Raw genomic sequence first — 23,717 nt, forward strand, 5'->3', positions numbered from 1 at the left:
CTTTCTTGGCATTGATCGCTTCCTTGCATCAATGCGCGCCCCGCTTTCTGCCCCGCCCGGGCACGGCTTCCAGCACCATCTCGTACAGCGCCTGCGCATGCGGCGACAGCATCTGCCCGCGGCGGCGCAGGATGCCGAGCGTGCGGGTCACGGCAGGCTCGCGCAGCGGGACCGCGGCCAGCGCGGCGCGCTCGCCGCCCGGCAGCGCCAGGCGCGGCACCGCGGCGATGCCCAGCCCGGCCTCCACCAGCGCCAGCACGCTGCTGACGTGGCGCACCTCGTAGAACGCCGCCGGCCGCCCCGGGACGTCGGCCAGCGCCAGATCCAGCATGAGCCGGTTGCCGCTCGAGCGGGATAGCGCCACCAGCGTGTACTTGCCCAGCTCGGCCCATTTCACCGAGCGGCGGCGCGCCAGCGGATGCGCCGGGTGGCAGGCCAGCACGAAGGGATCGCGCAGCAGCGGCTCGAACAGCAGGTCGGCCTCCTGGGTGCCGATGAAGTTCAGGCCGAAGTCCGCCTCGCCGCTGGCCACGCTGTGCAGGACCACATTGGCGCCTTCGTCCACCATCTTGACGCGCACATTGGCGAACTGCGCATGAAAACGCGCGATCACCGCCGGCAGGAAGTAATGCGCGGCCGAGGGCACGCAGGCAATGGTCACCTCGCCGCTGCGCGCGGCCGCCGGATCGCCGATGCCGAGCAGTTGCGCTTCCACCTCCGCCAGCACCGCGCGCGCCTTGCCGACGAACTCGCGTCCCACCAGCGTCAGCGTGACCCGGCGCGTGGTGCGCTCGAACAGCTTCACGTTGAGCGCCTCTTCGAGCTTCTCGATGCGGCGCGAAAGGGCTGGCTGCGACAGGCTGAGCGCCTCCGCCGCGGCGCGGAAGCCGCCCTGCTCCACCACCGCCACCATGGCCTGCAGGTCGCCGAGGTCGAATCTGATCTGTTGCATCGTGTCTTGGTGGTTTCGGGGTGGTATCAGGGTGGTACGGGGTGTATCCCGGTGGATCGGGGTGGCATCGAGCGGCGCGCAGGCCAGCCGCAAGCGGCGCATGCCAGGCGGCATTGATGCGCGCCGCCGATCAAAGGCCCGGGCCTGCCATTCTAGCGCCGCCCGGCGCCCGCGCGTGCCCGACACCCCACCTGCGTAGGTGAATGGGCGGCGCCGGCCTGCGGTATTCTCCGGGGCTTCGCCTGCCCGCCCCGGGCCGGCCCCCCACCCGGAGGAAACCGGCCGATGAACGACCCGTTCGCCCTGCTGGCAGTCACGACGCTGCTCAGCGTCATGATGCTGGGCATCGTCTGGTCGCTGCGCCGCAGCGGCCAGCCGGGCGTGACGCAGTGGTGGTACTGCGCCCTGACGGCCATCGGCGCGCTGACGCTGTTTACGCTGCGCGGCAGGATCACGGACGTGCTGGCCGTCGTGGTGGCAAACGGCGCGCTGGCATGGGCGCTGGCGCTGTTCTACGCCGGCACGCTGCGCTTCTGCGGGCGCGAGCCGCCATGGCGGCGCCTGGTGGCCTGCACGCTGGCCGTGATGGGCGGCATCGTGACCTGGCGCTACATCTTCCAGGACTTCAACACGCGCGTGGTGATCGTCTCGGCCTTCCACGCGTGGTTCTGCGCCGCAACCGGCGTGGCGCTGGTGCGCTACCGCCCGCGCGGGCGCGCCACCAGCCATCACCTGACCACCGCCGGCTTCGCTTTCTTCTTTGCCGCGGCGCATACGCTGCGCGGCGTGCTGTCCGCACTGGCCGTCATGGACGACCCCGCCACCATGGCCTCGCCGGGGCTGAACGCGGGCTTCCTGGTGGTGGGCGCGCTGGCCATCCCGGCCCTGAGCATGGGCGCGGTGCTGATGGTCCACGACGCCATGGTGCGCCGGCTGGAAACCATCGCCAATACCGACTTCCTGACCGGCGTGCTGTCGCGCAAGGCCTTCGAGGACGAGGCCGGGCGCGAGCTGGCGCGCGCCGCGCGCGGCGGCCGGGCGCCGGTGCTGCTGATCGTCGATATCGACCACTTCAAGGCGGTCAACGACACGTTCGGCCATGCCACCGGCGATGCGGTACTGGCTGAGTTCGCCCGCCTGGCGGCGGCCAGCCTGCGCGCGCCAGACCGCATCGGCCGCATGGGCGGCGAGGAGTTCGTGGTGCTGCTGCCCGCATGCTCGCTGGACGACGCCCGCCACGCCGCCGAGCGCATCCGCGCCCAGGCCGAAGCCAGCCACGTGGGCCACGCAAGCAATACAGGCAATGCAAGCCGCCCGCCGGACAGCGTGCGCTATACCGTCAGCGGTGGCTACGCCGCATGGCAGCCCGGCGAGACCCTGGCGCAGCTCATGGCGCGCGCCGACGCCGCGCTCTACATGGCCAAGTTGTCCGGGCGCAACCGCATGCTGCCGGACGCTGCCGGCATCCAGGCGCCGGCACCCGTGGGCATGGCGAGTCGCTAGGCCTTGGCCGCGGCCATGGCGGCGCCGGAAGTGTCGGCAGCGGCGCAAGCGCTGGTGGCGCGGTAGGCGCCGGGCCGTGAGCCGGTCCAGCGCCTGAACGCGCGGTGAAAGGCGCCGGGCTCGGCAAACCCCAGCTCGGCGGCGATCTCCGCCAGCGGACGGCTGGAATGGCTGAGCGCCTCGATGGCGAGGTCGCGCCGCAGCTCGTCCTTGAGCTGCTGGTAGGTCCCGCCCTCTTCCATCAGCCGGCGCCGCAGCGACGACGGCGACATGTGCAGCCCCTGGGCCAGTTGCTCGAAGGTGGGCCACCGCTCCGGCGCCAGGGCCCGCAACTGGCGCCGCACGCGCGCCATGATGCTGCTGCGGTCGTTGTACTTGACCACCACGTTGTGCGGTGCGTCGCGCAGGAAGGCCTTGAGGCTGCGCTCGTCCTGGTGCACCGGCTGTTCCAGCCAGGCCGCGTCGAACACCAGCGCCGTGGCGGGCTGGTCGAAGGCCAGATGGCGCGAGTACATCAGCCGGTATTCGGCGGCATAGGGCGGCTGTGCATAGCTGAACGCCGCCAGCAGCACCGGCACGCGCCGGCGCAGCAGCCAGCTCATCAGGCCATGCAGCATGATCAGCATGGTCTCCTGGGCGAATACGCCCGGCGGCCGCTGCGAGGTAGCCGCCAGTACCAGCGCCGCGCGCTCGTGCCCGGCGGCGGCTTGCCCGGCCATGGCCTTGCCGAGGTCGTTGCCGGCCGCCACCGCGCCCTCGCGCACCAGGCGCACGCCGATATCGTCGAGCAGCAGGCCGAAATAGCGCGCCACCCGTTCCAGCCCCTGCGCCAGCGTCTTGCTGCCCGCCACCGCGTGGCACAGCATGGCGAAGCTGCCGCATTTCATCCGGCGCGAATCCTGGCCGAAGAATTCGTCGTCGAGCGCGGCGGCCACCTCCATCCACAGGGCGCTGTAGCTGGCGGCCGAGACGCGCGCCTGCGGCACCGCCAGCAGCGCCGGCGCGATGCCGGCGGCCTGCAGCACCGGCTCCGGGGCAATGCCGCGCGCGCGCAGGCCGGCAATGGCGTGGTGGACGAAACAGATGGCGACGCTGTGTTTTTCCATGGGCAGGCAGGCGGGGACTGGCGAAGGAACTGGCAAACGAGTTCAGCAAATCTGGCGGATTCTGGCATAGGACCGTCCCTGCCGTCTTCCTACACTGCTGCCAGGCCTTGCCGGAACGTTGCACCAGCGCCCCGGCCAGCAACCCCACCTACCTCCACCGCGACCCGCCATGCCACACGACCTGACCGAACAGCAAGCCATGATCCGCGATACCGCCCGCGCCTTCGCCGGCGAGCGCCTGGCGCCGCGCGCGGCCGCGTGGGACCGCGCCGCCGAACTGCCGCCCGAGGTGGTGGCCGAGATGGGCGCGCTCGGCCTGCTGGGCATGATCGTGCCGGAGCAATGGGGCGGCACCTACACCGACTATGTCGCCTACGCGCTGGCCATCGAAGAGATCGCGGCCGGGTGCGCAGCCTGCGCCACGCTGATGAGCGTGCACAACTCGGTTGGGTGCGGGCCCATCCTGCACTACGGCAGCGAGGCGCAGAAGGCCCGCTACCTGCCCCGCCTGGCCGCGGGCGAGATCATCGGCGCATTCTGCCTGACCGAGCCGCAGGCCGGCTCCGAGGCGCACAACCTGCGTACCCGCGCGCGGCCGACGGACGATGGCTGGGTGCTCAACGGCAGCAAGCAGTTCGTCACCAACGGCCAGCGTGCCGGCGTGGCCATCGTGTTCGCCGCCACCGAACCGGAACAAGGCAAGCGCGGCCTGTCGGCCTTCGTGGTGCCCACCGACACGCCCGGCTTCGTGGTGCACACGCCGGAGCGCAAGCTCGGCATCCGCGCCTCCGACACCTGCGCCATCACGCTGGAAGACTGCCGCGTGCCGCACGACGCGYTGCTGGGCGAGCCCGGCGAGGGCCTGCGCATCGCCCTGTCCAACCTGGAGGGCGGACGCATCGGCATCGCCGCGCAGGCGCTGGGCATCGCGCGCTCGGCCTTCGAGGCGGCGTGCCGCTACGCCGCCGAACGCGTGCAGTTCGGCCGCCCGCTGCGCGAGCACCCGCCCATCGCCAACATGCTGGCCGACATGGCCACCGAACTGAACGCCGCGCGCCTGCTGGTGCACCGCGCCGCGCATATGCGCAGCGCCGGCCTGCCCTGCCTGTCCGAGGCCTCGCAGGCCAAGCTGTATGCCTCCGAGCTGGCCGAGCGCGTATGCTCCAAGGCACTGCAGATCCATGGCGGCTACGGCTACCTGGAGGACTACCCGGTCGAGCGCCACTACCGCGACGCCCGCATCACACAGATCTACGAAGGCACCAGCGAGATCCAGCGCATGCTGATCGCGCGCAGCCTCTAAGCAGCATGCCTGCCCCTTTCCCGCCTTGTACCACCCGAACCTAGAACCGACGGAGACCACCCAATGAGTGCCCAGCCCGCTACCGCAACCACCGCCGTTCCCACCGTCAAGCTGCTGATCAACGGCGAGTGGGTGGAATCCGCCGCCACCGAGTTCCGCGCGGTGGTCAACCCCGCCACCCAGGAAGTGCTGGCACGCGTGCCGCTGGCCACGCCGGCCGAGGTGAACGCGGCGGTGGGCGCCGCGCAGCACGCCTTCGCCACCTGGCGCCACACCCCGCTGGGCGCGCGCCTGCGCATCATGCTCAGGTACCAGGCCCTGATCCGCGAGCACAGCAAGCGCATCGCCGCCATCCTCACCGCCGAGCAGGGCAAGACCCTGGCCGATGCCGAGGGCGACATCTTCCGCGGCCTGGAAGTGGTGGAGCACGCCTGCTCGATCGGCACGCTGCAGCAAGGCGGCTTTGCCGAGAACGTGGCGTCCACGGTGGATACCTACACCCTGCAGCAACCCATCGGCGTGTGCGCCGGCATCACGCCGTTCAACTTCCCCGCCATGATCCCGCTGTGGATGTTCCCCATGGCCATCGTGTGCGGCAACACCTTCGTGCTCAAGCCGTCGGAGCAAGACCCGCTGTCCACCATGGAACTGGTCAGGCTGGCGGTGGAAGCCGGCGTGCCGGCGGGCGTGCTGAACGTGGTGCACGGTGCGCGCGAGGTGGTGGATGCCCTGTGCACGCACCCGGATATCAAGGCAATCTCCTTCGTCGGCTCCACCGCCGTGGGCACCCATGTGTACGATCTGGCCGGCGCGCACGGCAAACGCGTGCAGTCGATGATGGGCGCCAAGAACCACGCCGTGGTGCTGCCCGACGCGCACCGCGAGCACACGCTCAATGCGCTGGTGGGCGCCGCCTTCGGCGCGGCCGGCCAGCGCTGCATGGCGACCTCGGTCGCGGTGCTGGTCGGCGCGGCGCGCGAGTGGCTGCCCGAACTGGTCGCCAAGGCTGCCACGCTCAAGGTGGGCGCCGGGCACGAGCCCGGCACCGATGTCTGCCCCGTGGTCTCGGCGGCGGCAAAGCAGCGCGTGACCGCCCTGATCGACAGCGGCGTGCGCGAAGGCGCCGCCCTGCTGCTGGACGGACGCGGCGTGCAGGTGCCGGGCTACCCGGAAGGCAACTTCATCGGCCCGACCGTGTTCGCCGACGTGACCACGGAGATGTCCGTCTACACCCAGGAAATCTTTGGCCCGGTGCTGGTGGTGATCGGCGTGGACACGCTCGACGAGGCCATCGCCCTGGTCAACCGCAACCCGTTCGGCAACGGCACCGGCGTGTTCACGCAGAGCGGCGCGGCGGCGCGCAAGTTCCAGAGCGAGATCGACGTGGGCCAGGTCGGCATCAATATCCCCATCCCGGTGCCGGTGCCCTACTTCAGCTTCACCGGCTCGCGCGGCTCCAAGCTCGGCGATCTCGGCCCCTACGGCAAGCAGGTGGTGCAGTTCTACACCCAGACCAAGACGGTCACGGCGCGCTGGTTCGACGACGCCACCGTGAACGACGGCGTGAACACCACCATCAACCTGCGCTGAGCAGCGTCAACGGCAAGGAGCAAACATGCATATCGCCTTTATYGGTCTCGGCAACATGGGCGCGCCGATGGCCCGCAACCTGCTCAAGGCAGGCCACAGCCTGACCGTGTTCGACCTCAGCCCCGCCGCGCTGGCTTCGCTGCAGGCGGACGGCGCCGCGGTGGCCCGGTCGGCGCGCGAGGCGGCCGCCGAAGCCGACTTCGTCATCACCATGCTGCCCGCCGCGGCACACGTGCGCGCGGCCTATCTCGATGCCGATGGCGTGCTGGCCAGCGTACGGCCCGGCGTGCCGCTGGTGGATTCGAGCACCATCGACCCCGCCACCATCCGCGCGCTGGCCGTTGAAGCCGGCAAGCGCGGCAACCCGATGGCGGACGCGCCGGTCTCCGGCGGCACCGGCGGCGCGCAGGCCGGCACGCTGACCTTCATGGTGGGCGCGCAGCCCGAGCTCTTCGAGCGCATCAAGCCGGTGCTGGCCGGCATGGGCCGCAATGTGGTGAGCTGTGGCGATACCGGCACCGGACAGGTCGCCAAGATCTGCAACAACCTGATCCTCGGCATCTCGATGATCGGGGTGTCGGAGGCGATGGCCCTCGGCGCGCGCCTGGGCATCGAGGCGGGCGTGCTGGCGGGCATCGTCAACACCTCCACCGGGCGCTGCTGGGCCGCCGACACCTGCAACCCCTATCCGGGCGTGATCGAGACCGCGCCGGCCTCGCGCGGCTATAGCGGCGGCTTCGGCGCGGACCTCATGCTCAAGGACCTCGGCCTGGCCGCCGACGCCGCGCGCAGCGTGCGCCAGCCGCTCTTCCTGGGCGCGCTGGCGCAGCAGATCTACCAGGCCATGAGCCATGCCGGCGACGGCCAGCTCGACTTCTCCGGCGTGATCCGCCAGTACCTGGCGCAACCGCAGGAGCCGGCGGCATGATCGAGCACGCCATCGACGGGCATATCGCCCGTATCACGCTCAAGCGCCCGCCCGCCAATGCCTTCCATGCCGAAGGGCTGGAGCAGTTGCGCCAGCTGGTGGCCACGCTGGACGCCGATGCGCGCGTGCGCGCCATCGTCATCACCGGCGACGGCAGCAAGTTCTTCAGCGCCGGCGCCGACCTCAACGGCTTCGCCGAAGGCGACCGCGCCCATGCGCGCGAGATGGCCCGGCGCTTCGGCGAAGCCTTCGAAGCGCTGCAGAACGCGCGCCCGCTGGTGATTGCCGCCATCAATGGCTATGCGATGGGCGGCGGGCTGGAATGCGCGCTGGCCTGCGATGTGCGCATCGCCGAGGAGCAGGCACAGATGGCGCTGCCGGAGGCCGGCGTGGGTCTGCTCCCATGCGGCTGCGGCACGCAGACGCTGCCGTGGCTGGTGGGTGAAGGCTGGGCCAAGCGCATGATCCTGGCCAACGAGCGTGTCGATGCCGCCACGGCCCTGCGCATCGGCCTGGTGGAGGAAGTGGTGCCGGCCGGGCAAGCGCTCGACAGCGCCCTGAAACTGGCCGAGCGCGCCTGCAACGTCAGCCCGCGCGCGGCGGCATTCAGCAAGCAGCTGGTGCACCTGGCACGCCAGGGCGTGCCGCGCGGACCCGCGCTGGCGCTGGAACGCGAGCGCTTCGTCGACCTGTTCGACGGCGAGGACCAGCGCGAGGGCGTCAACGCCTTCCTGCAGAAACGCGCGCCGCAATGGCGCAACGCATAGGAGCACGCATGCGCCTGAACCCGAACGAGGCTGGCCAGCAAGACCCGGCGAGCGCAGCGCAAGCCGCGGCAGCAACTGCAGCCGCGCCCAGCGTGCGCTTCGAAGCGATCAACGGCGTGGGCGTGGTCACGCTGGACCGCCCGCGCCAGCTCAATGCCCTGTCCTACCCGATGATCGGCGCGCTCGACGCGCAGCTCTCGGCATGGGCCGGATGCCCCGACATCGTCGCGGTGCTGTTGCGCGGCGCCGGCGGCAAGGCTTTCTGCGCCGGCGGCGATATCCGCGCGCTGTACGACAGCTTCCACGCCGACACGCCGCTGCACCGCGAGTTCTTTGTCGACGAATACCGACTGGACTTCCGCCTGCACCGCTATCCCAAACCCGTGGTGGCGCTGATGGACGGCATCGTCATGGGCGGCGGCATGGGCCTGGCGCAGGCCGCGCAGCTGCGCGTGGTCACCGAGCGCTCGCGCGTGGCCATGCCGGAGACGGGCATCGGCCTGGTGCCGGATGTGGGAGCGAGCTTCTTCCTTGGCAAGCTGCCGGTGGCGCTATCGCTCTACGTCGGGCTGACGGGCGTGACGCTGGGCGCGGCCGATACGCTGCTGTGCGGACTGGCCGACCTGTCCGTGCCATCGGCCAGCCTGGAGAACCTGGCGCAGACGCTGGCCGCCATCCGCTGGGACGGCGATGTGCTCGGAAAACTGCGCTCGGCACTGCAGCCGCATCTCCATGCCGCGGCAGAGCAGGCCCCGTTGCAGCCGATGCTGCCGGCCGTGCTGAAGCATTTCCGCGCCGACGCCAGCGTGTCCGAGCTGTTCGCCAGCCTCGCGGCGGAAGCCGACCCGCGCTACGCGCAATGGGCGGCCGCTACGCTGGAGGTGCTGCGCAAGCGTGCGCCGCTGATGCTGGCGGTCACGCAGGCGCTGCTGCTGCGCGGCAGGCGGCTGGACCTGGCGAGTTGCTTCCGCATGGAGCTGGGCGTGGTGTCGCACGCGTTCACGCAAGGCGATTTCATCGAAGGCGTGCGCGCGCTGATCGTGGACAAGGACAATGCGCCGCGCTGGCGCGTGCCCTCGCCGAAGGAAGTCAGTGACGCCACGGTGCAATCGTTCTTCGCCAGCCCGTGGCCGCCCGAGGCCCACCCGCTGGCGGACCTCGGCTAGGCAGCCCGCTCAGCCACGCGCCTTGGGTGCGTGGCCGTGCGGCGCGTGCTCGTCCACCGGCACCTTGACCAGGCCGTCGGTGCGGAACATCGCCTTGATGCCGCGCACGGCCTGGCGGATGCGCCCTTCGTTCTCGATCAGGGCGAAACGCACGTACTCGTCGCCATAGTCGCCGAAGCCGATGCCCGGCGACACGCAGACCTTGGCCTTGGCCAGCAACTGCTTGGAAAACTCCAGCGAACCCAGCGCGCGATACGGCTCGGGAATACGCGCCCAGATGTACATCGAGGCCTTGGGGATCTCCACCGGCCAGCCGGATTCGATCAGCCCGCGCGCCAGCACGTCGCGGCGCGTCTGGTAATGCGCGGCGATTTCCTTGACGCATTGCTGGTCGCCTTCCAGCGCGGCGATGGCSGCCACYTGCAGCGGCGTGAAGGTGCCGTAGTCGTGATAGCTCTTSATKCGCGTSAGCGCSGCCACCAGGTCCGGRTTGCCSACCATGAAGCCGATRCGCCAGCCSGCCATGTTGTAGCTCTTGGACAGCGTGAAGAACTCCACTGCGATGTCCTTGGCGCCGGGCACCTGCATGATCGACGGCGCCTTCCAGCCATCGAACACGATGTCCGCGTAGGCCAGGTCGTGCACCACGAAGATGTCGTGCTTGCGCGCCAGCGCGATCACGCGCTCGAAGAAGTCCAGCTCCACGCATTGCGCGGTGGGATTCGACGGAAATCCCAGCACGATCATCTTCGGCTTGGGATAGCTGCCGCGGATGGCGCGCTCGAGCTCGGCGAAGAAATCCACGCCCGGCACCAGCGGCACCGAGCGGATATCGGCGCCGGCGATCACCGCGCCGTAGATATGGATGGGGTAGCTCGGGTCCGGCACCAGCACGGTGTCGCCGCGGTCCAGCGTGGCCAGCATCAGGTGAGCCAGGCCTTCCTTGGAACCGATGGTGACGATGGCTTCGCTGTCCGGGTCRATCTCCACCGCATAGCGCTCCTGGTACCAGTGGGAGATGGCGCGGCGCAGGCGCGGAATGCCCTTGGAGGCGGAGTAGCCGTGGGTGTCGGGCCGCTGCGCGGCTTCGGTGAGCTTGGCGACGATATGCGGCGGCGTGGCGCCGTCCGGATTGCCCATGCTCATGTCGATGATGTCTTCGCCACGGCGGCGCGCCGCCATTTTCAGCTCGGCGGTGATATTGAAGACGTACGGGGGGAGACGATCGATACGCGCGAAGCGGCGCTTGCCTGCGGAGGCGGACATGAATTTTCCTTGAACGTAAGCGCCCGGAACCGTCCGAGCGACGCTGCCGGCCGTTGTTTGCGGCCGAACGGAAAAGATCTTAGCGGCGAATGCGCGTGGCGTCCACGGGTTTTCGCAGCGCGGCGCTATCCAACGCTACGCACGCTACCCACGCTATCCACGCGATGCACGGGATGTGCGCGGCCTGCCGGCGCTGACCGCCTTGCCGCCGGCGCCGTCCACCTTGCGCACCACCGTATCGTCCGGCCCCAGCAGGCGGCCGTCTTCGGCGCGTACCTCGAGGGGCCGCACGGGCTTGCCGGCCACGGCGTCCACCAGCACGGAATGCGCTTCGCCGGGCGCGAAGAAAAAAGCCTCGCCCCACTGGCGCAGCCCCACCACCACCGGGAACAGGCCACGGCCCTTTGCCGTCAGCACGTATTCCTGGTAGGCRCTGCCGTCCGAGGCCGGCACCTGTTCGAGGATGCCGTGCGCCAGCAGCGTGCGCAGGCGGTCGGACAGGATGTTCTTGGCCAGGCCGAGGCTGCGCTGGAACTCGCCGAAGCGGCGCAGGCCGTCGAAGGCATCGCGCACGATCAGCAGCGACCACCAGTCGCCGATCACATCGAGCGAGCGGGCCACCGGACACTCGGCGCCTTCCAGGCTGGTTCGCCGCACCATAGACGCAACTCCGTGAGCAGGCCGCCGGTGCCACGCCGCGGAATGCGGCGCGCGGCGTTGGCGCGGCCCCGGCGGGAACGGCGCCCGCGGCGGAGCGGTTGCATTGTAAAACCGCCTTGCGCCAGCGACAAGGACAAGCCGCGCGCTCAGTCGTCCAGGTTCTCGTGCACGGCGGCGGCACCGGCCTTCCAGTAGCTGGCCGCGCGGATGCGGCCCTTCTCGATGCCGCGCTCGCCCACCAGGTACTGGCGCACGGCGCGGATCGCGGCGCCCTCGCCGGCGGCCCATACATAGCCTTCGCCGCGCGGCAGCGTGATCTCGCGCAGGGCCCGTTCGAGCAGCCCTGCATCACCGTCCGGCGCGCTGTCGCGATGCTGCCAGCGGACTTCCACCTCGGCGCGGCTGGGCAGCGGGATCCGGGCCGCGGCATTGTCCACCGCCACCACCGCCAGCGCGCGCACGCCGGCCGGCAGTTCTTCCAGGCGGCGGCCGATGGCGGGCAGCGCGGTCTCGTCGCCCACCAGCAGGTGCCAGTCGAAGCCGTCGGGAATCACGAATGAGCCACGCGGGCCGCCCACCCCGAGATACTGCCCGGGCGCGGCCTGCGCGGCCCAGGTGGAGGCGGGGCCGTCGCCATGCAGCACGAACTCGAGGTCGAGTTCGCCCGCCACCGGATCGTAGCGGCGCGGCGTGTAGTCGCGCGCGGCCGGCCTGGCCGCGCCTTCGGGGAACACCGGGCCGTTGGGGCCAAGTTCCGGCAGCGCGGGCTTGTGCTGGCCGGGGGCGGGGAAGAAGACCTTGACGTGATCGTCGAAGGAGGCGGAGACGAAGTCCTTGAGGTCGCCCCCGGCCAGGGTGACGCGCAGCAACTGCGGCGACACGTTTTGCGTGCGCACCACCTGCAGCAGGCGCATCTTGAGGGTATGGCGAACGCGTTGGACGGTGAGGTCGCGGGTAGTCATCGGTATCTGGTCCTGTTGGTTGGCTTGTGTCGTGCGGGTGTCCGCAGGGACAGGGGCAAGGGCAAGGGCAAGGGCCGGCGCTCAGCGCGGCGCGGCTTGCGCGGGCGGCTCTGCTTCGATCTCCGCGGTCGCCCGCGCGAGGATGGCGGCGATACGCCGCTGCTCGGCCGGGCTGGCTTCCGTGCGCAGCAGCAAGGCACGCTTGAGCGCCAGCCGCGCCTGCACGAACTCGGGCAGCCAGCCGCCGCGGGTGTCGGCATCGTCTTCGGCAACGCCCGCCTCGGCGTTGTCGCCCGACAAGGCGCGCCGCACCCATTCCATCTTGCGCGCCACGTGCTTGAGCTTGTTGAGCATGAGCGCGAGCCGCTCGCGGTTGGCGTCGAGGTGCGAACGGCCCGGTTCGGCCAGCTGGTAGCGCTTCTTGTTGCCCTCGCTGTCCACGGTGGCGTAGCCCACCTCCTCCAGGAAGGTCAGGGCCGGATACACCATGCCGGGGCTGGGCTTGTAGAAACCATTGGTGCGGGTCTCGAGCGCCTTGATCAGCTCGTAGCCGTGGCTGGGCTTTTCTTCCAGCAGCGACAGCAGCATCAGTTGGAGGTCGTCGGAGCTGAACTTGCGGCCGCGGCGCCAGCTGTCGCCGTCGCCGTCGAAGCCGTCCCCGCCGCCGCCGAAGAAGCCGCCGGGTCCGCCGCCATGGCGGTGGCGCCCGATGGCCTGATGCGGGTGGGACGAAAAGTGAGAAGAAAGGTGGGCAAGCATGTGGTGACCCATCCTGCCCATCATGAGGGGGTGACGCATGGCGAGTGCTCCTGACTATCTAAAAACATATCTTAAGATATATATCGTAAGTAATAAAGTCAAGGCCGGAGAGAACGGAAGCCGTCAGCCAGGCGCGTGGCCGGGTGCGCACGGCATGTTGTGCAGCACAAACCGCGGTAAATCACGAAAACATTCAATTGCCCTGCCCCGGCCCATGATCGAACATGAAAGACGCCTCCCGGCTCTAAGCAGGCACGGCGCGTAGCGCGTCGTGCGCCGCAACGCGCCGCCCACCCGAGGAACACGCCATGGAATTGCACCTGGATGCCGCAAGCCTGCGGCCGCCCCCCGCGGGCGCGGCGCATGCGCAGAAGCACGCCGTGTATCGGGCCAGCGGACCCGGCGCGCGCCGGCGAGGCAAGGACGAGGCGGGCTATGYGGGCCCGCTCAAGCAATCCACGGGCGTGACGCCGGCCACGATGGCCCCGATGCCCCCGCCGGGCCGCGGCCACACCCTGCCCTAGTCGTTATCCGGGCCGGAGCGCATGCCGGCAGCGCAGCGCCGGGCCTTCCGGCAAGCCTTCGYGCGAGCGAGGAAGCCAAAGCCAGCCGTTGCCGTCGCCATCCATGCACTCTTCGTCCTTCCGTACCCGCATATACCGGCTGCCGGCCATGCTGGCGGTCCTGGCGTTGCTGGCCATGTCGGGCGTATCGCGCGATGTGCCGGCCCAGACGGCGGAGCCGGTCCAGCCCAGCGCAGCGGCACCGCTGGCGCCCGCGCAACCCGCGCAACCCGCGCAACCGGCGCAACCGGCCCAACCTGCCCAAGCTACACAGCCCGGCACGCCCGCTGCCCCGGTGGCAGGCCCCCCACCAGTTGTCGGGCGCCCGCGCATCTGCCTGGTGCTGTCGGGCGGCGGGGCGCGCGGCGCCGCGCATATCGGCGTACTCAAGGTGCTGGATGAGCTGCGCGTGCCGATAGACTGTATCGCCGGCACCAGCATGGGCTCGCTGGTGGGCGGGGCCTATGCCACGGGCATGGCGCCGGACGAGATGGCGCAACTGGTCGGCGGCCTTTCCACCGAGAAGCTGTTCAAGGAGCGCCCGCCACGCCAGGACCTGGCGATCCGCCGCAAGATAGACGACCACACCAACCTGGTCACGCCCGAGATCGGCGTCAGCGGCAAGGGCCTGCTGCTGCCCAAAGGACTGGTGTCGGGTGTCCAGCTCGAAACCGTGCTGCGCACGCTGGCGCGGACGCCCGGCTATCGCGATTTCGACTCGCTCCCCATTCCGTACCGCGCGGTGGCCACTGACCTCGTCGCCGGCACCGCGGTGGTGTTCAGCCAGGGCGAACTTGCCAACGTGATGCGCGCCAGCATGTCGGTGCCCGGCGCGGTGGCGCCGGTCGAATACGAGGGGCGGCTGCTGGTGGACGGCGGCCTGACCGATAACCTGCCCGTCGACGTGGCGCACCGCATGGGGGCGGACATCGTCATCGCGGTCAATCTCGGCACCACCCTGATGAAGCGCGAAGACCTGACCTCGGTGATCGGCGTGACCAGCCAGATGCTCAATATCCTCAGCGAGCAGAACGTGCGCGCCTCGCTGGCGCAGCTCAAGCCGCAGGACATCCTGATCCAGCCGGAGCTGGGCGATTTCTCCGCGGGCGACTTCGACAACTTGCTCAAGACCATCCCCATCGGCGAGGCGGCGGCGCGCAAGGTGGCGGACCGCCTTTCGGCACTGGCCTTGCCACCGCAGGCGTATGCCGCGCTGCGTGTGCGCCAGCGATCCCTCGCGCCGCCCGACTCCCGCGGCGTCGACGAAATCCGCTTCGCGCCGATGAAGCGCGTCAACCCGGACTTCGCTGCCGCCACCATGGAGACCAAGCCTGGCCAGCCGATCCAGCAGGACCAGCTCGACCAGGACATGCGGCGCCTGTTCGGCACCGGCGACTTCGAGCACGTCAACTACCGCTTTCTCGAAGAGCCCGGCAAGCGTGTGCTGGCGGTGGATGCCGTCGAGAAATCCTACGGCCCCAACTACCTGCGCTTCGGACTTGGCCTGAACTCGGATTTCCGCGGCGATGCCTTCTTCAACGTACTGGCCAGCTACCGCCGCACCTGGCTCAATTCGCTCGGCGCGGAATGGCGAACCGATCTCCAGGCAGGGCAGACCAGCAGCCTCGTCAGCGAGTTCTACCAGCCGCTCGACGTGCACCAGTACTTCTTCGTCGCCCCGCGCATCGAACTGGAGCGCCGGCCGGTGAATATCTACAGCGGCGGCAACCGCGTTGCCATCTACGACCTCCGGCGCATGGACGCCGCGCTCGACGTGGGCAGCCAGTTCACCAAGTACGGCGAGGCGCGCCTGGGTGTCCTCACCGGACATGAAAACGCCTCGCTCAGCACCGGCCCGGCCCTGCTGAGCCCGGGACCGGGCAGCTTCGGCCGGGGCGCCATCACCGGGCGGCTGCTGTTCGACCAGCTCGACAGCGTGAACTTTCCCCGTTTCGGCTATGGCGGCGCCCTGCGCGTCTACGCGTCGCAGCACGCACTCGGCGCCGACCAGGCCTATGTCAAGGCGGATACCGACGGCACCTTTGCGTGGTCGTACGGCGAGCATACGATCAACGTGGGTTTCAAGGCGGGCAGCAATATTGGTGGCAATCCGCTGCCGCGCTACGACCTGTTCCAGTGGGGCGGCTTCCTGAAGCAATCGGGCTATAGCACGGGTGAACTGATCGGCAGCAACCTGGAGTTCGCGCGCCTCGTCTACTACAACAAGTTCGTCAAGCAGACCCTGCTGGAGGGCGTATATGCCGGCATGTCGCTCGAAGCCGGGCGCATGGGCGGGCCGCTGGTGGCGGGCAGCCCGACCGGGCTGCTCAAGTCAGGCTCGCTGTTCCTGGCGCTGGATAGCCCGGTCGGCCCGTTCTACCTTGCCTACGGGCGGGCCCCGGGCGGGCGCTACAGCTTCTACCTGTTCCTGGGCAAGCCTTGAGGGGATGCATGCGCCTGAACGGCCAGGGAGGCCAGCACATCGAGGCCCGCACCGTACGAGCCGGAAACCCGGCCAAAGAAAAGCCCCTGGCCGGGGTGGTCAAGGGCTGAAGGACTAAAGAGGCGGGTCGCGGGGCACGCCTCAGCGCCGGATCATAGAGAGTCCGGCAGGCGGCGCCATCACCTGATCGGGTGACACATGCACGCGCCTCTGGCTTTTCAGCGCTTTTTTTGCATTTTTGGCGTTTCCTGCTGCGCAAAAACTACACTGGCGGCCGCAATCTACTCGCCCTTGCCTTCTGCCCGCGCGCCAGCCRGCACGATGCGCGGCTTGCTGATCGGCGCGGTCAGGCCTGCCGTGCAGTAGTCCACCAGCTCGGCCACCGGCGGCAGCCCGCGCGGCCCGCGCGCGCGCCGGCACCACTGCGCCAGCGAATACACCGCGCTGTTGTTGAACCAGACCTGCCGCAGGTGCAGCACCTTGCGCGGCATCGCGGGCAGCGCGGCGGCGATCATCCTGCGCGCGCGCAACACGCCGGTCATGGCGTCCGGATCGATCAGGTCGGCATTGACCAGGCTGGGACTGAACGTGGCTTGCGCCAGCACCTGCACGTAGCGTGCGCCCCAGGGGGTATCGCGGATGGTATCGGCAAGCGCACTGATCGACGCTTCCACGATGGCGCGCACATCCCCCGCCAGGCCGGCGGCCTCGACCTCGTCCAGGTAGCGGTTGCGCACCTTGTTGACATGCGTGAGCCGAAAATTCAGCAACTGGCTGACCAGCGCCTCGCGCGAACCGAAGTGATAGTGCAGCGCTGAACGGTTGCGCTGCCCCGCCYCCACCACGATCTGGCGCAGCGGCACCAGCTCGACCCCGTGCTCGGCGAACAGGCGTTCCGCGATCTCCAGCATGCGCCGTGCCGTCTCGTTCTCCAGCGGGCCGGCGGCGGCCTGCGCCCCTTCGGCCGACTTGCGCGGCAGCGGCTTGTCGAGGACGGCGCTGTCGGCGAGTATGGTGGCGAGAGAACGATTGCGTGTACGGGTCATAGGCTCGAAGGATGCCGGCAATGTAATGCATCGGATTATGGGTCTAACGCCATGGTCCCGGCAAGCAAGGGGAAACCGCCGGCAAGCCTTGCTGGTGCAGCGGGCCGCCCCGACCCATCCTCAGGCAGCACATCCATGTAACTTCTACGCCTTCCCTGGCGGCGCGGCCTGCCCGGAGAGCCGCGGCATTGGTACCATCTCGTGGCGTCCTCGCTGGTTCTCGGCGGGGTGGCGCCGGTCACCCCCGCCAATCCAGTTCCGGGCAGGGAATCCTCGGATCATGACAATGGCATCATGATCCTGTTCAACTCAATGGAGAGCTCAATGACAAACGCAGACACCCCCGCTATCGACTGGGACCGGCTGGGGTTCGAGTACATCAAGACCGACCTCCGGTACCGCGCCCACTGGAAGGACGGCGCCTGGCACGAAGAAGGATTGGTCGCGGACAACGTCCTTCATGTCAGCGAGGGCTCGACCGCGCTCCACTACGGGCAGCAATGCTTCGAAGGGCTGAAGGCCTATCGCACGGAAGACGGCTCGATCAACCTGTTCCGCCCCGACCAGAACGCCCTGCGCATGCAGCGCAGTTGCGACCGCCTGCTCATGCCGAACGTGCCGACCGACATGTTCATCAACGCTTGCAAGGCAGTCGTGTCGGCCAACGCCCGCTTCATTCCCCCCTACGGCAYCGGCGGCGCGCTCTACCTGCGCCCGTTCGTGATCGGCGTCGGCGACAGCATCGGGGTTCGCACCGCGCCCGAATTCATCTTCTCTATCTTCTGCGTCCCGGTCGGCCCTTACTACAGAGGCGGCCTGAAGGCGCAGATCTTTTCCGTCTCCGACTATGACCGCGCCGCGCCGCACGGCACCGGCGCTGCCAAGGTGGGTGGAAACTACGCGGCCAGCCTGCTGCCCGGCACGCAAGCCAAACAGGCCGGGTTCGCCGACTGCATCTACCTGGACCCCAGGACACGTACCAAGATCGAGGAAGTCGGGACGGCGAACTTCTTCGCGATCACGAAGGATGGCCGCTTCGTCACGCCCCACTCCCCGTCGATTCTCCCCGGCATCACGCGCCTTTCCCTGCTGCATCTGGCGCATGCGTACATTGGCATGCCCGCGGTGGAAGCCGATGTGCTGATCGACCGGCTGGACGAACTGGAGGAAGCCGGGGCGTGTGGTACCGCCGCGGTGATCACGCCCATCCGGGCAATCTCGTACGGGGGGAAACTCCATGTCTTCCACGAAGAGCATGAAACCGGGCCGATCACGCAACGGCTGTTCGATACGCTGACCGGAATCCAGACCGGCCGCATCGAGGCGCCCGAGGGCTGGATCGTCAAGGCCTAGGCATCACCCCTTTCAAGGTGATCAAACGACACGTCCGGCCTTGAGGACGCGCATGGTCGAGACATGACATCGCGCCCCGCAGCCGGCAACGTAGCCTTTCTTCCTGGAGGCTTTGGGTCCGCGCGGATGCTTGCGCGGCGCGCGGGGTCAACGTGAATCGCCATTTTTCTCAGGGCCCGGCCAAGCTGGCCGGGCGTGAGTCGACCATAGCCATCTTGTTGGCAAGTGCTACGGTGACCACGTTCGGCCATCGTCGTTTCTGTTTTTGCTCGACCCACGTCCGGCATGCTCTGCCAGGGCGCAGATTCTCGATCTGGAAAACAAATAGTTTGACCTGAACAATYGATTTCACAACTCAGTCTCGGAATCGTAGAGTGCATGCAAGACCGATCCACCACGAGTTCCCTTCATGCTTTTTGCCCCCCTGAGCCGACGCCTTGGCGTTGCGCTTCTGCTCTCTCTGTCAGGCTTCCCGCTTGCCTCCACCGCCTCTGATGCCGATCCCTATCCCCAGCGCGCGGTCAGGATCGTCGTACCGTTCGGCGCGGGCGGTACTACCGATATCGCGGCACGAGCGCTGGCCTCCAAGCTCCAGGCTCGCCTGGGCCAACCCGTGATTGTCGAGAACCGTGCCGGTGCGGCGACGGCGATTGGCAGCGAATTCGTCGCCAAGGCTGCCCCGGATGGGCTGACGTTGCTGTATTCGGGTTCGACCACTTTCTCCGTGCTGCCAGCGCTGCGGCAGGACCTGCCGCTGAATCCCGACACCACCTGGGCGCCGATCGGCATGGTGGCGCAGACCGCCGTGGTGGTATCAACGCGCGCCACCGGCAAGATCCATAGCTTCGCAGATATCGCCAGGCAGGCCAATGCAGGAGGCGCCGGCGTGACCTACGGCACCTTCGGTCCCGGCTCCGCACCCCACCTGGTTGGCGCGATGATCGCCCGCAGCATCAAGGCAGACATGACGGCGGTGCCGTACAAGGGCAGCGCGCAGGTCTTCACCGATGTCATCGGCGGGCAGATCGACCTGAGTATCGATCCGGTGGCGGTCGTGCAGGGGAATATCAAGGCCGGCAAGCTGCGTCCGCTGGCGATCAGTTCGGCCACGCGTTCACCCTTGCTACCCAACGTGCCGACATTCGCCGAGGTGGGCGTCGCCGGTGGCGAGGCCTCGTTCTGGTATGGACTGGTCGCCCCCAAGGGCACCCCGGCGCCGATCGTGGACCGGCTGCAGGCGGAACTGCGTGCGATCGTGCACGACGCCGGGTATCGCGAAGTCCTGGCCAAGCAGGGCCTGGAAACGCTGTTTGGCGGCGCGGAGGAGTTCCGGCGCAGGACGCGCGTCGAGATCACGCAGTTCCGCCAGTTGGCGCGGGATGCAAACATCCGCATGGAGTGACGCTATGCTGGCTAAATCGACCATGCGCGCTGCTCCCGACCATGCGACGGAAGATGTGCGCGCCGTACAGACCGCGCGCGCGAGCTGGAGCGAGTTTCTCGCGCTGCTGAGGCTGCCGAACGTGACGGCCGACGCCGCGGACGTATGCAAGACGGCCGACTGGCTGTCGCAGGCATTCGCGCGCCGCGGCTTCGCGGTGACGTCGCTGCCAAACGGCGAACGTCCCATGCTGCTGGCCGGGCGCCGCTGCCCGGATCCGGCAGCGCCGACCATCCTCTGCTACATGCATATGGATGCGCAGCCCRTGGCCAACCAGCCATGGAGCCAGCCCAGCCCGTGGCAGCCAACGCTGCGCCCCTCCAGGTCGATGCCGGATGGCGCATACGTCGATCCTGCCGATGCGCTTGCCGGCGACACGATCGATCGCGATGCGCGGCTCGTGGCACGCGCGGTGGCGGATGACAAAGGGCCCATCATGATGCTGCTGGCCGCGCTGGACAGCCTGGCCGAAGAGGCACGCGGCACGTCGGTGCATCTCAAGGTGCTGCTCGACAGCGAAGAAGAGATCGGCGCGCCCAACCTCGGGACGGTGGTGTCGGCCAATCGCGAGGCCCTGAAGGCTGACGCGATGCTGGTACTCGACGGCTCGATGCACGCCAGCAATCGCCCCACCATGATCCTCGGCAATCGCGGCGCGTTCATGACCACGCTGACCGTATTCGGCCCCCGCCGCGACCTGCATAGCGGCCAGTTCGGCAACTACGCGGCGAACCCCGTGTTCCGACTGGCAATGTTGCTGGCATCGATGAAGGACGACGATGGCAGGGTGCGGGTGGACGGGTTCTACGACGGCATTGCGTTGACCGATGCCGACCGCCGCCAGTTCGAAGCCGTGCCGGACGACGACGGTGTCTTGCGCGCGCGTGCCGGTATCGCGCAGCCGGAACGCGTGGGCGGGACCTACCAGGAAGCGCTGCAGTACCCGACGCTCAACGTGGTGGGCGTCGCCGCCGCTCAGGTCGGCGCGGCGGCGCGCACCATCATTCCCGCGCAAGCCACGGCATCGTTCGATGTCCGCACTGTGCCGGAGACAGACCCGGAAAGGCTGTTCGGACTGCTGCGCGCGCACGTCCTGGCGCAAGGCTTCCACCTCATCGAGGGCGAGCCCACCGAGGACGATCGCCGCCTGTACCCGAAGCTGGCGCGCCTGGTGCAGCCACGCTTCAACGGCATGGCCCATGCGGTGCGTACCCCGGCCGACGAGCCCRTGTGCCGCTGGGTGGAAGGCGCACTGGTCGCGGCGCATGGCGAAGCGCCGGTCTGCATCCGCATGATGGGCGGCTCGGTTCCCACCGGCATCGCGGTGCGCGAACTCGGCATCCCGTGCGTGCTGTTGCCGCTGGTCAACGCCGACAACAACCAGCACAGCCACGACGAGAACCTGCGCCTGGGCAACTACATCGACGGCATCCGCACGCTGCGTCAATTGCTGACCCGTCCGTTCTAGCGCTTGCGCGTCTGCGGCGCCGCTTCGGGCGGATGGCCCCGGATAAAGTCGAACAGCGCGGCCGCCGCCGTGGAGAAATTGCGCGGCTCGCGCGTGACCAGGTAGATGTCCCGCGTCAGGCTGCGGTCCAGCGGAATCGCAACCTGATCACGCAGAGCCAGTGCCTGCAACGCCAGGTTGGGAGCGACGCTGATGCCCACGCCAGCGCGCACCATGCCCAGCATCGTATGCAGGTGCTCGACTTCGTGCACGACATTCAGCTGCGCGGGCGCGATCCTGGCGGCGAGCCGCGCCGTGGCGACGCTGCCACGCGGTGCGGCAATGAAGGGATAGGGCAGCAGGTCGTTTGGCTTGAGCGTGCGGCGCGTGGCGAGGGGATGTCCCTTGGGGCAGATCACCGAGAAGCGGTCCGCGTGGAAATGCGCGAGCCGCATGCCGGGCAACATGGACTCCGCCGGTGTCGCGATGGCGAAGTCCGCGTCGCCGTCGCGCGCGGCGGCGATCGCTTCGCGCGAGAACTCGTCCCGCAGCACCACGCTGATGTTCGGGTGCAGGCGCGCGAATGACTGCAGGATGTCCGGAAACCAGCCGCCGGCAAGGCTCGGTATCACGGCAACCGTGGTCCGTCCGCGCTTGAGCGAAGCATGGTCGCGCACGCTGCCGACCGCATCGTTGATCTCCGCCAGCAGCCGGGCCGCGTGTTCGGCAAAGAGCTTGCCTTCCGGTGTCAGCGCGATGGTACGCGTGGAGCGGTCGAACAGCTTCGCACCGACGTGGTTTTCCAGGGCCGCGATCAGGGCGCTGAAGGCCGGCTGCGAGAGCGCCAGCACACTGGCGGCGCGCGTGAAGTTGCGCGCTTCCATCAAGGCCAGGAAGGCGCGCAGGTCGCGCGTGGAGATGTCCATATTGGGGGTCGGTAAGCAAAGTCCTGTGTCGCGTTCAGCGCTGGGCTGCCGTCACGGCGGACAGGGGACGAGATGCCCTGGTCGCCGCTGAAGCGCGCCTCATGCAACAGCGGTGCAGGCACTATAGCGGATGCCAAATAATGGCTATCGTACAGCATGGAATACGCCGCAACGCGGCGATGGCGACATGCTGTTTCCCTGCGCCCGGCACCGGCCACGCCGTATTGCCTCCGCGGCGATGCGCCCGGACGAACGGCAAGCCAGCGCTATCCGTTCGATCCCGGGCGTACCTGCGTTGCGGCACTCAGAAGATCGTGCGGATACCCAGCGAAATCCCCATCTGGCCGCTCGCGCCCGGCGTCTTGTAATAGGTCTGCGAGGTGGCCGGCAGGTAGCCCACCGACTGGCCGTTCGGCAGGTAGGCGATGTTGTCCCAGTTCAGCGAGGCATTGCGCGCATAGATGACGGCGGCGTAGAAATCAGTGCGCTTCGAGAGGTTGTAGTCGGCCATGGCGAGATACTGCTGCGGATTGGCCGGATTGACCTTCACGCCGCCGATGGTAGCGTGCTTGATGTCGTCGTAGTAGTAGGCCAGTGTCAGCCGCAGCGCGGCGGTGGCCTCCCAGTTCAGGCCCAGCCAGTACATGTCGTCGCGGTGCGGCAGCAGCGTGAAGCCGCCCGTGCCTGGCGCCACCGAGTTGCCCCAGCGATAGCCGCCCGTCAGCTTGACCTTGCCGATCTGGTAGCTGGCGCCGACGGCGGCGCGCATGTCGCGGCCGTACTCGCTGGCCCCGGAGGCGCCGCTGGCTTGCGCCTGGTTGAGCGTCTTGACTTCATCGTAGGCCACGCCCAGCGCGAAGGCTTCGGCCGAATAGGACAGCCCGATGCCATATGCCGAGCCCGCCGTGGCCGAGCCCGCGCGCTCGCCGAAGGACCAGTGCGTATTGAGCGCCACCGGGCCGAACTGGCCTTGGTACTGCACCATATTGCTCTCGCGGAAATTCGGCCCCGCGAAGCCAACCACCGGCTCGAACTCCGGCGCGTACGCGGCGGGCATGAAGTTGGCCATCGTCAGGAAGGACGAAGTGTACTGGCGCCCGAAGCTGACGCGGCCATAGGCGTTCTTGAGTCCGACATAGGCCTGGCGACCGAACATCAGCCCGCCGCCGAGCTGCCCGTTGTCGGTATTGAACTGGTTCTCCAGCACAAACAGGCTCTGCAGGCCGCCACCCAGGTCTTCCACGCCGCGCAGGCCGAAACGCGATTGCGCGATGCCGGCCGAACTCATCAACACCTGCGAGCCGCTGCCGGGTGCCAGCACGCCGCCGCTCACATTCTGCGCATGATTCACGTATTGCAGGCCCGCGGTCACCACGCCATACAGCGTCACCGACGACTGCGCATAAGCTCCCTGCGCCAGCAGGCCGGCGCAGGCCGCACCGGACAATATCTTCTTCTTCATCATTGCTACCCCGTTCTGCTTCGTGAATGAAATCCTGGCCGGCCCGCGGGCTGTTCCTGCCAGGCAGGTTGCGA

Annotated in this window: 20 protein-coding genes; 11 read left to right on the top strand and 9 right to left on the bottom strand. The window is 68.6% G+C overall.

Going from position 1 to position 23,717, the window contains the following annotated elements; translation table 11 throughout:
* Positions 1-28 precede the first annotated feature (28 nt).
* Positions 29-952 (bottom strand): LysR family transcriptional regulator, encoded by a 924-nt coding sequence (locus AC1DO7_RS03430; protein WP_441617049.1) that lies wholly within the window; start codon positions 950-952, stop codon positions 29-31.
* 285 nt (positions 953-1,237) lie between these two features.
* Here AC1DO7_RS03430 and AC1DO7_RS03435 point away from each other — a divergent pair, with 285 nt between their 5' ends.
* Positions 1,238-2,455 (top strand): GGDEF domain-containing protein, encoded by a 1,218-nt coding sequence (locus AC1DO7_RS03435; RefSeq protein ID WP_441617051.1) that lies wholly within the window; start codon positions 1,238-1,240, stop codon positions 2,453-2,455.
* Here AC1DO7_RS03435 and AC1DO7_RS03440 read toward each other — a convergent pair.
* Positions 2,452-3,561: an AraC family transcriptional regulator gene (locus AC1DO7_RS03440; RefSeq protein ID WP_441617053.1), complete on the bottom strand. Its 1,110-nt coding sequence runs from the start codon at positions 3,559-3,561 to the stop codon at positions 2,452-2,454. The two genes, AC1DO7_RS03435 and AC1DO7_RS03440, sit on opposite strands and share 4 nt — an antisense overlap.
* Positions 3,562-3,730: 169 nt before the next feature.
* On the opposite strand from AC1DO7_RS03440, the gene AC1DO7_RS03445 reads away from it, so the two are divergent.
* The 5 genes from AC1DO7_RS03445 to AC1DO7_RS03465 all read left to right on the top strand — a co-directional run bounded on the left by AC1DO7_RS03445 (position 3,731) and on the right by AC1DO7_RS03465 (position 9,315).
* Complete coding sequence (locus AC1DO7_RS03445; protein ID WP_441617055.1) at positions 3,731-4,864, top strand: acyl-CoA dehydrogenase family protein; 1,134 nt, start codon at positions 3,731-3,733, stop codon at positions 4,862-4,864.
* A gap of 63 nt (positions 4,865-4,927) precedes the next feature.
* On the top strand, positions 4,928-6,454 hold the full coding sequence (locus AC1DO7_RS03450; protein ID WP_441617057.1) for a CoA-acylating methylmalonate-semialdehyde dehydrogenase: 1,527 nt from the start codon (positions 4,928-4,930) through the stop codon (positions 6,452-6,454).
* Positions 6,455-6,479: 25 nt separating this feature from the next.
* Positions 6,480-7,382, top strand: a complete 903-nt coding sequence (gene mmsB / locus AC1DO7_RS03455) for a 3-hydroxyisobutyrate dehydrogenase (protein ID WP_441617059.1) — start codon at positions 6,480-6,482, stop codon at positions 7,380-7,382.
* Complete coding sequence (locus tag AC1DO7_RS03460) at positions 7,379-8,149, top strand: enoyl-CoA hydratase (RefSeq protein WP_441617061.1); 771 nt, start codon at positions 7,379-7,381, stop codon at positions 8,147-8,149. The genes mmsB and AC1DO7_RS03460 overlap by 4 nt, the downstream gene beginning before the upstream one ends.
* Positions 8,150-8,157: 8 nt before the next feature.
* On the top strand, positions 8,158-9,315 hold the full coding sequence (locus AC1DO7_RS03465; protein ID WP_441617063.1) for an enoyl-CoA hydratase/isomerase family protein: 1,158 nt from the start codon (positions 8,158-8,160) through the stop codon (positions 9,313-9,315).
* A 9-nt stretch (positions 9,316-9,324) separates the two neighbouring features.
* On the opposite strand, the gene alaC is transcribed toward AC1DO7_RS03465, so the two are convergent.
* From alaC to AC1DO7_RS03485, 4 genes are all read right to left on the bottom strand, one after another.
* Positions 9,325-10,581, bottom strand: a complete 1,257-nt coding sequence (alaC, locus tag AC1DO7_RS03470) for an alanine transaminase (protein WP_477115788.1) — start codon at positions 10,579-10,581, stop codon at positions 9,325-9,327.
* Positions 10,582-10,734: 153 nt separating this feature from the next.
* Complete coding sequence (locus tag AC1DO7_RS03475; protein ID WP_441617067.1) at positions 10,735-11,241, bottom strand: winged helix-turn-helix transcriptional regulator; 507 nt, start codon at positions 11,239-11,241, stop codon at positions 10,735-10,737.
* A gap of 146 nt (positions 11,242-11,387) precedes the next feature.
* Complete coding sequence (locus AC1DO7_RS03480) at positions 11,388-12,203, bottom strand: siderophore-interacting protein (RefSeq protein WP_441617069.1); 816 nt, start codon at positions 12,201-12,203, stop codon at positions 11,388-11,390.
* Between the two features lie 81 nt (positions 12,204-12,284).
* Positions 12,285-13,001: a PadR family transcriptional regulator gene (locus tag AC1DO7_RS03485; RefSeq protein ID WP_441617071.1), complete on the bottom strand. Its 717-nt coding sequence runs from the start codon at positions 12,999-13,001 to the stop codon at positions 12,285-12,287.
* Positions 13,002-13,270: 269 nt separating this feature from the next.
* Here AC1DO7_RS03485 and AC1DO7_RS03490 point away from each other — a divergent pair, with 269 nt between their 5' ends.
* Both AC1DO7_RS03490 and AC1DO7_RS03495 read left to right on the top strand, forming a co-directional pair.
* On the top strand, positions 13,271-13,486 hold the full coding sequence (locus AC1DO7_RS03490; RefSeq protein ID WP_477115789.1) for a hypothetical protein: 216 nt from the start codon (positions 13,271-13,273) through the stop codon (positions 13,484-13,486).
* Between the two features lie 175 nt (positions 13,487-13,661).
* A complete protein-coding gene (locus AC1DO7_RS03495) occupies positions 13,662-15,968 on the top strand; it encodes a patatin-like phospholipase family protein (RefSeq protein WP_441617116.1) in 2,307 nt (768 codons plus the stop codon).
* A gap of 281 nt (positions 15,969-16,249) precedes the next feature.
* Here AC1DO7_RS03495 and AC1DO7_RS03500 read toward each other — a convergent pair whose 3' ends face one another.
* Complete coding sequence (locus AC1DO7_RS03500; RefSeq protein WP_477115790.1) at positions 16,250-17,014, bottom strand: TetR/AcrR family transcriptional regulator; 765 nt, start codon at positions 17,012-17,014, stop codon at positions 16,250-16,252.
* A gap of 324 nt (positions 17,015-17,338) precedes the next feature.
* Between AC1DO7_RS03500 and AC1DO7_RS03505 the strand changes: the two genes are divergently transcribed.
* From AC1DO7_RS03505 to AC1DO7_RS03515, 3 genes are all read left to right on the top strand, one after another.
* The gene (locus AC1DO7_RS03505) at positions 17,339-18,367 is read left to right on the top strand and encodes a branched-chain amino acid aminotransferase (protein WP_477115791.1); all 1,029 of its coding nucleotides are present in this window, start codon (positions 17,339-17,341) and stop codon (positions 18,365-18,367) included.
* A gap of 409 nt (positions 18,368-18,776) precedes the next feature.
* Entirely contained in the window at positions 18,777-19,769 is a 993-nt protein-coding gene (locus AC1DO7_RS03510) for a Bug family tripartite tricarboxylate transporter substrate binding protein (protein ID WP_441617079.1), read from the top strand.
* A gap of 4 nt (positions 19,770-19,773) precedes the next feature.
* Entirely contained in the window at positions 19,774-21,276 is a 1,503-nt protein-coding gene (locus AC1DO7_RS03515) for a M20/M25/M40 family metallo-hydrolase (protein WP_477115792.1), read from the top strand.
* Here AC1DO7_RS03515 and AC1DO7_RS03520 read toward each other — a convergent pair.
* Together AC1DO7_RS03520 and AC1DO7_RS03525 are read right to left on the bottom strand one after the other, a co-directional pair.
* Complete coding sequence (locus AC1DO7_RS03520; RefSeq protein ID WP_441617083.1) at positions 21,273-22,181, bottom strand: LysR family transcriptional regulator; 909 nt, start codon at positions 22,179-22,181, stop codon at positions 21,273-21,275. The two genes, AC1DO7_RS03515 and AC1DO7_RS03520, sit on opposite strands and share 4 nt — an antisense overlap.
* A gap of 304 nt (positions 22,182-22,485) precedes the next feature.
* Positions 22,486-23,643 carry a porin gene (locus AC1DO7_RS03525; protein ID WP_477115795.1) on the bottom strand — a complete coding sequence of 386 codons (1,158 nt, stop codon included), beginning with the start codon at positions 23,641-23,643 and terminating at the stop codon, positions 22,486-22,488.
* Positions 23,644-23,717 lie beyond the last annotated feature (74 nt).

The organism is Cupriavidus sp. 05N40 (assembly GCF_056397305.1).

Bases quoted from the DNA above. Each gene is read 5' to 3' on its own strand.
- AC1DO7_RS03510 (WP_441617079.1), top strand. From the start codon at position 18,777: ATGCTTTTTGCCCCCCTGAGCCGACGCCTTGGCGTTGCGCTTCTGCTC.
- AC1DO7_RS03495 (WP_441617116.1), top strand. From the start codon at position 13,662: ATGTCGGGCGTATCGCGCGATGTGCCGGCCCAGACGGCGGAGCCGGTC.
- AC1DO7_RS03435 (WP_441617051.1), top strand. From the start codon at position 1,238: ATGAACGACCCGTTCGCCCTGCTGGCAGTCACGACGCTGCTCAGCGTC.
- AC1DO7_RS03430 (WP_441617049.1), bottom strand. From the start codon at position 952: ATGCAACAGATCAGATTCGACCTCGGCGACCTGCAGGCCATGGTGGCG.
- AC1DO7_RS03460 (WP_441617061.1), top strand. From the start codon at position 7,379: ATGATCGAGCACGCCATCGACGGGCATATCGCCCGTATCACGCTCAAG.
- AC1DO7_RS03480 (WP_441617069.1), bottom strand. From the start codon at position 12,203: ATGACTACCCGCGACCTCACCGTCCAACGCGTTCGCCATACCCTCAAG.
- AC1DO7_RS03465 (WP_441617063.1), top strand. From the start codon at position 8,158: ATGCGCCTGAACCCGAACGAGGCTGGCCAGCAAGACCCGGCGAGCGCA.
- AC1DO7_RS03440 (WP_441617053.1), bottom strand. From the start codon at position 3,561: ATGGAAAAACACAGCGTCGCCATCTGTTTCGTCCACCACGCCATTGCC.
- AC1DO7_RS03485 (WP_441617071.1), bottom strand. From the start codon at position 13,001: ATGCGTCACCCCCTCATGATGGGCAGGATGGGTCACCACATGCTTGCC.
- AC1DO7_RS03450 (WP_441617057.1), top strand. From the start codon at position 4,928: ATGAGTGCCCAGCCCGCTACCGCAACCACCGCCGTTCCCACCGTCAAG.
- AC1DO7_RS03520 (WP_441617083.1), bottom strand. From the start codon at position 22,181: ATGGACATCTCCACGCGCGACCTGCGCGCCTTCCTGGCCTTGATGGAA.
- AC1DO7_RS03525 (WP_477115795.1), bottom strand. From the start codon at position 23,643: ATGAAGAAGAAGATATTGTCCGGTGCGGCCTGCGCCGGCCTGCTGGCG.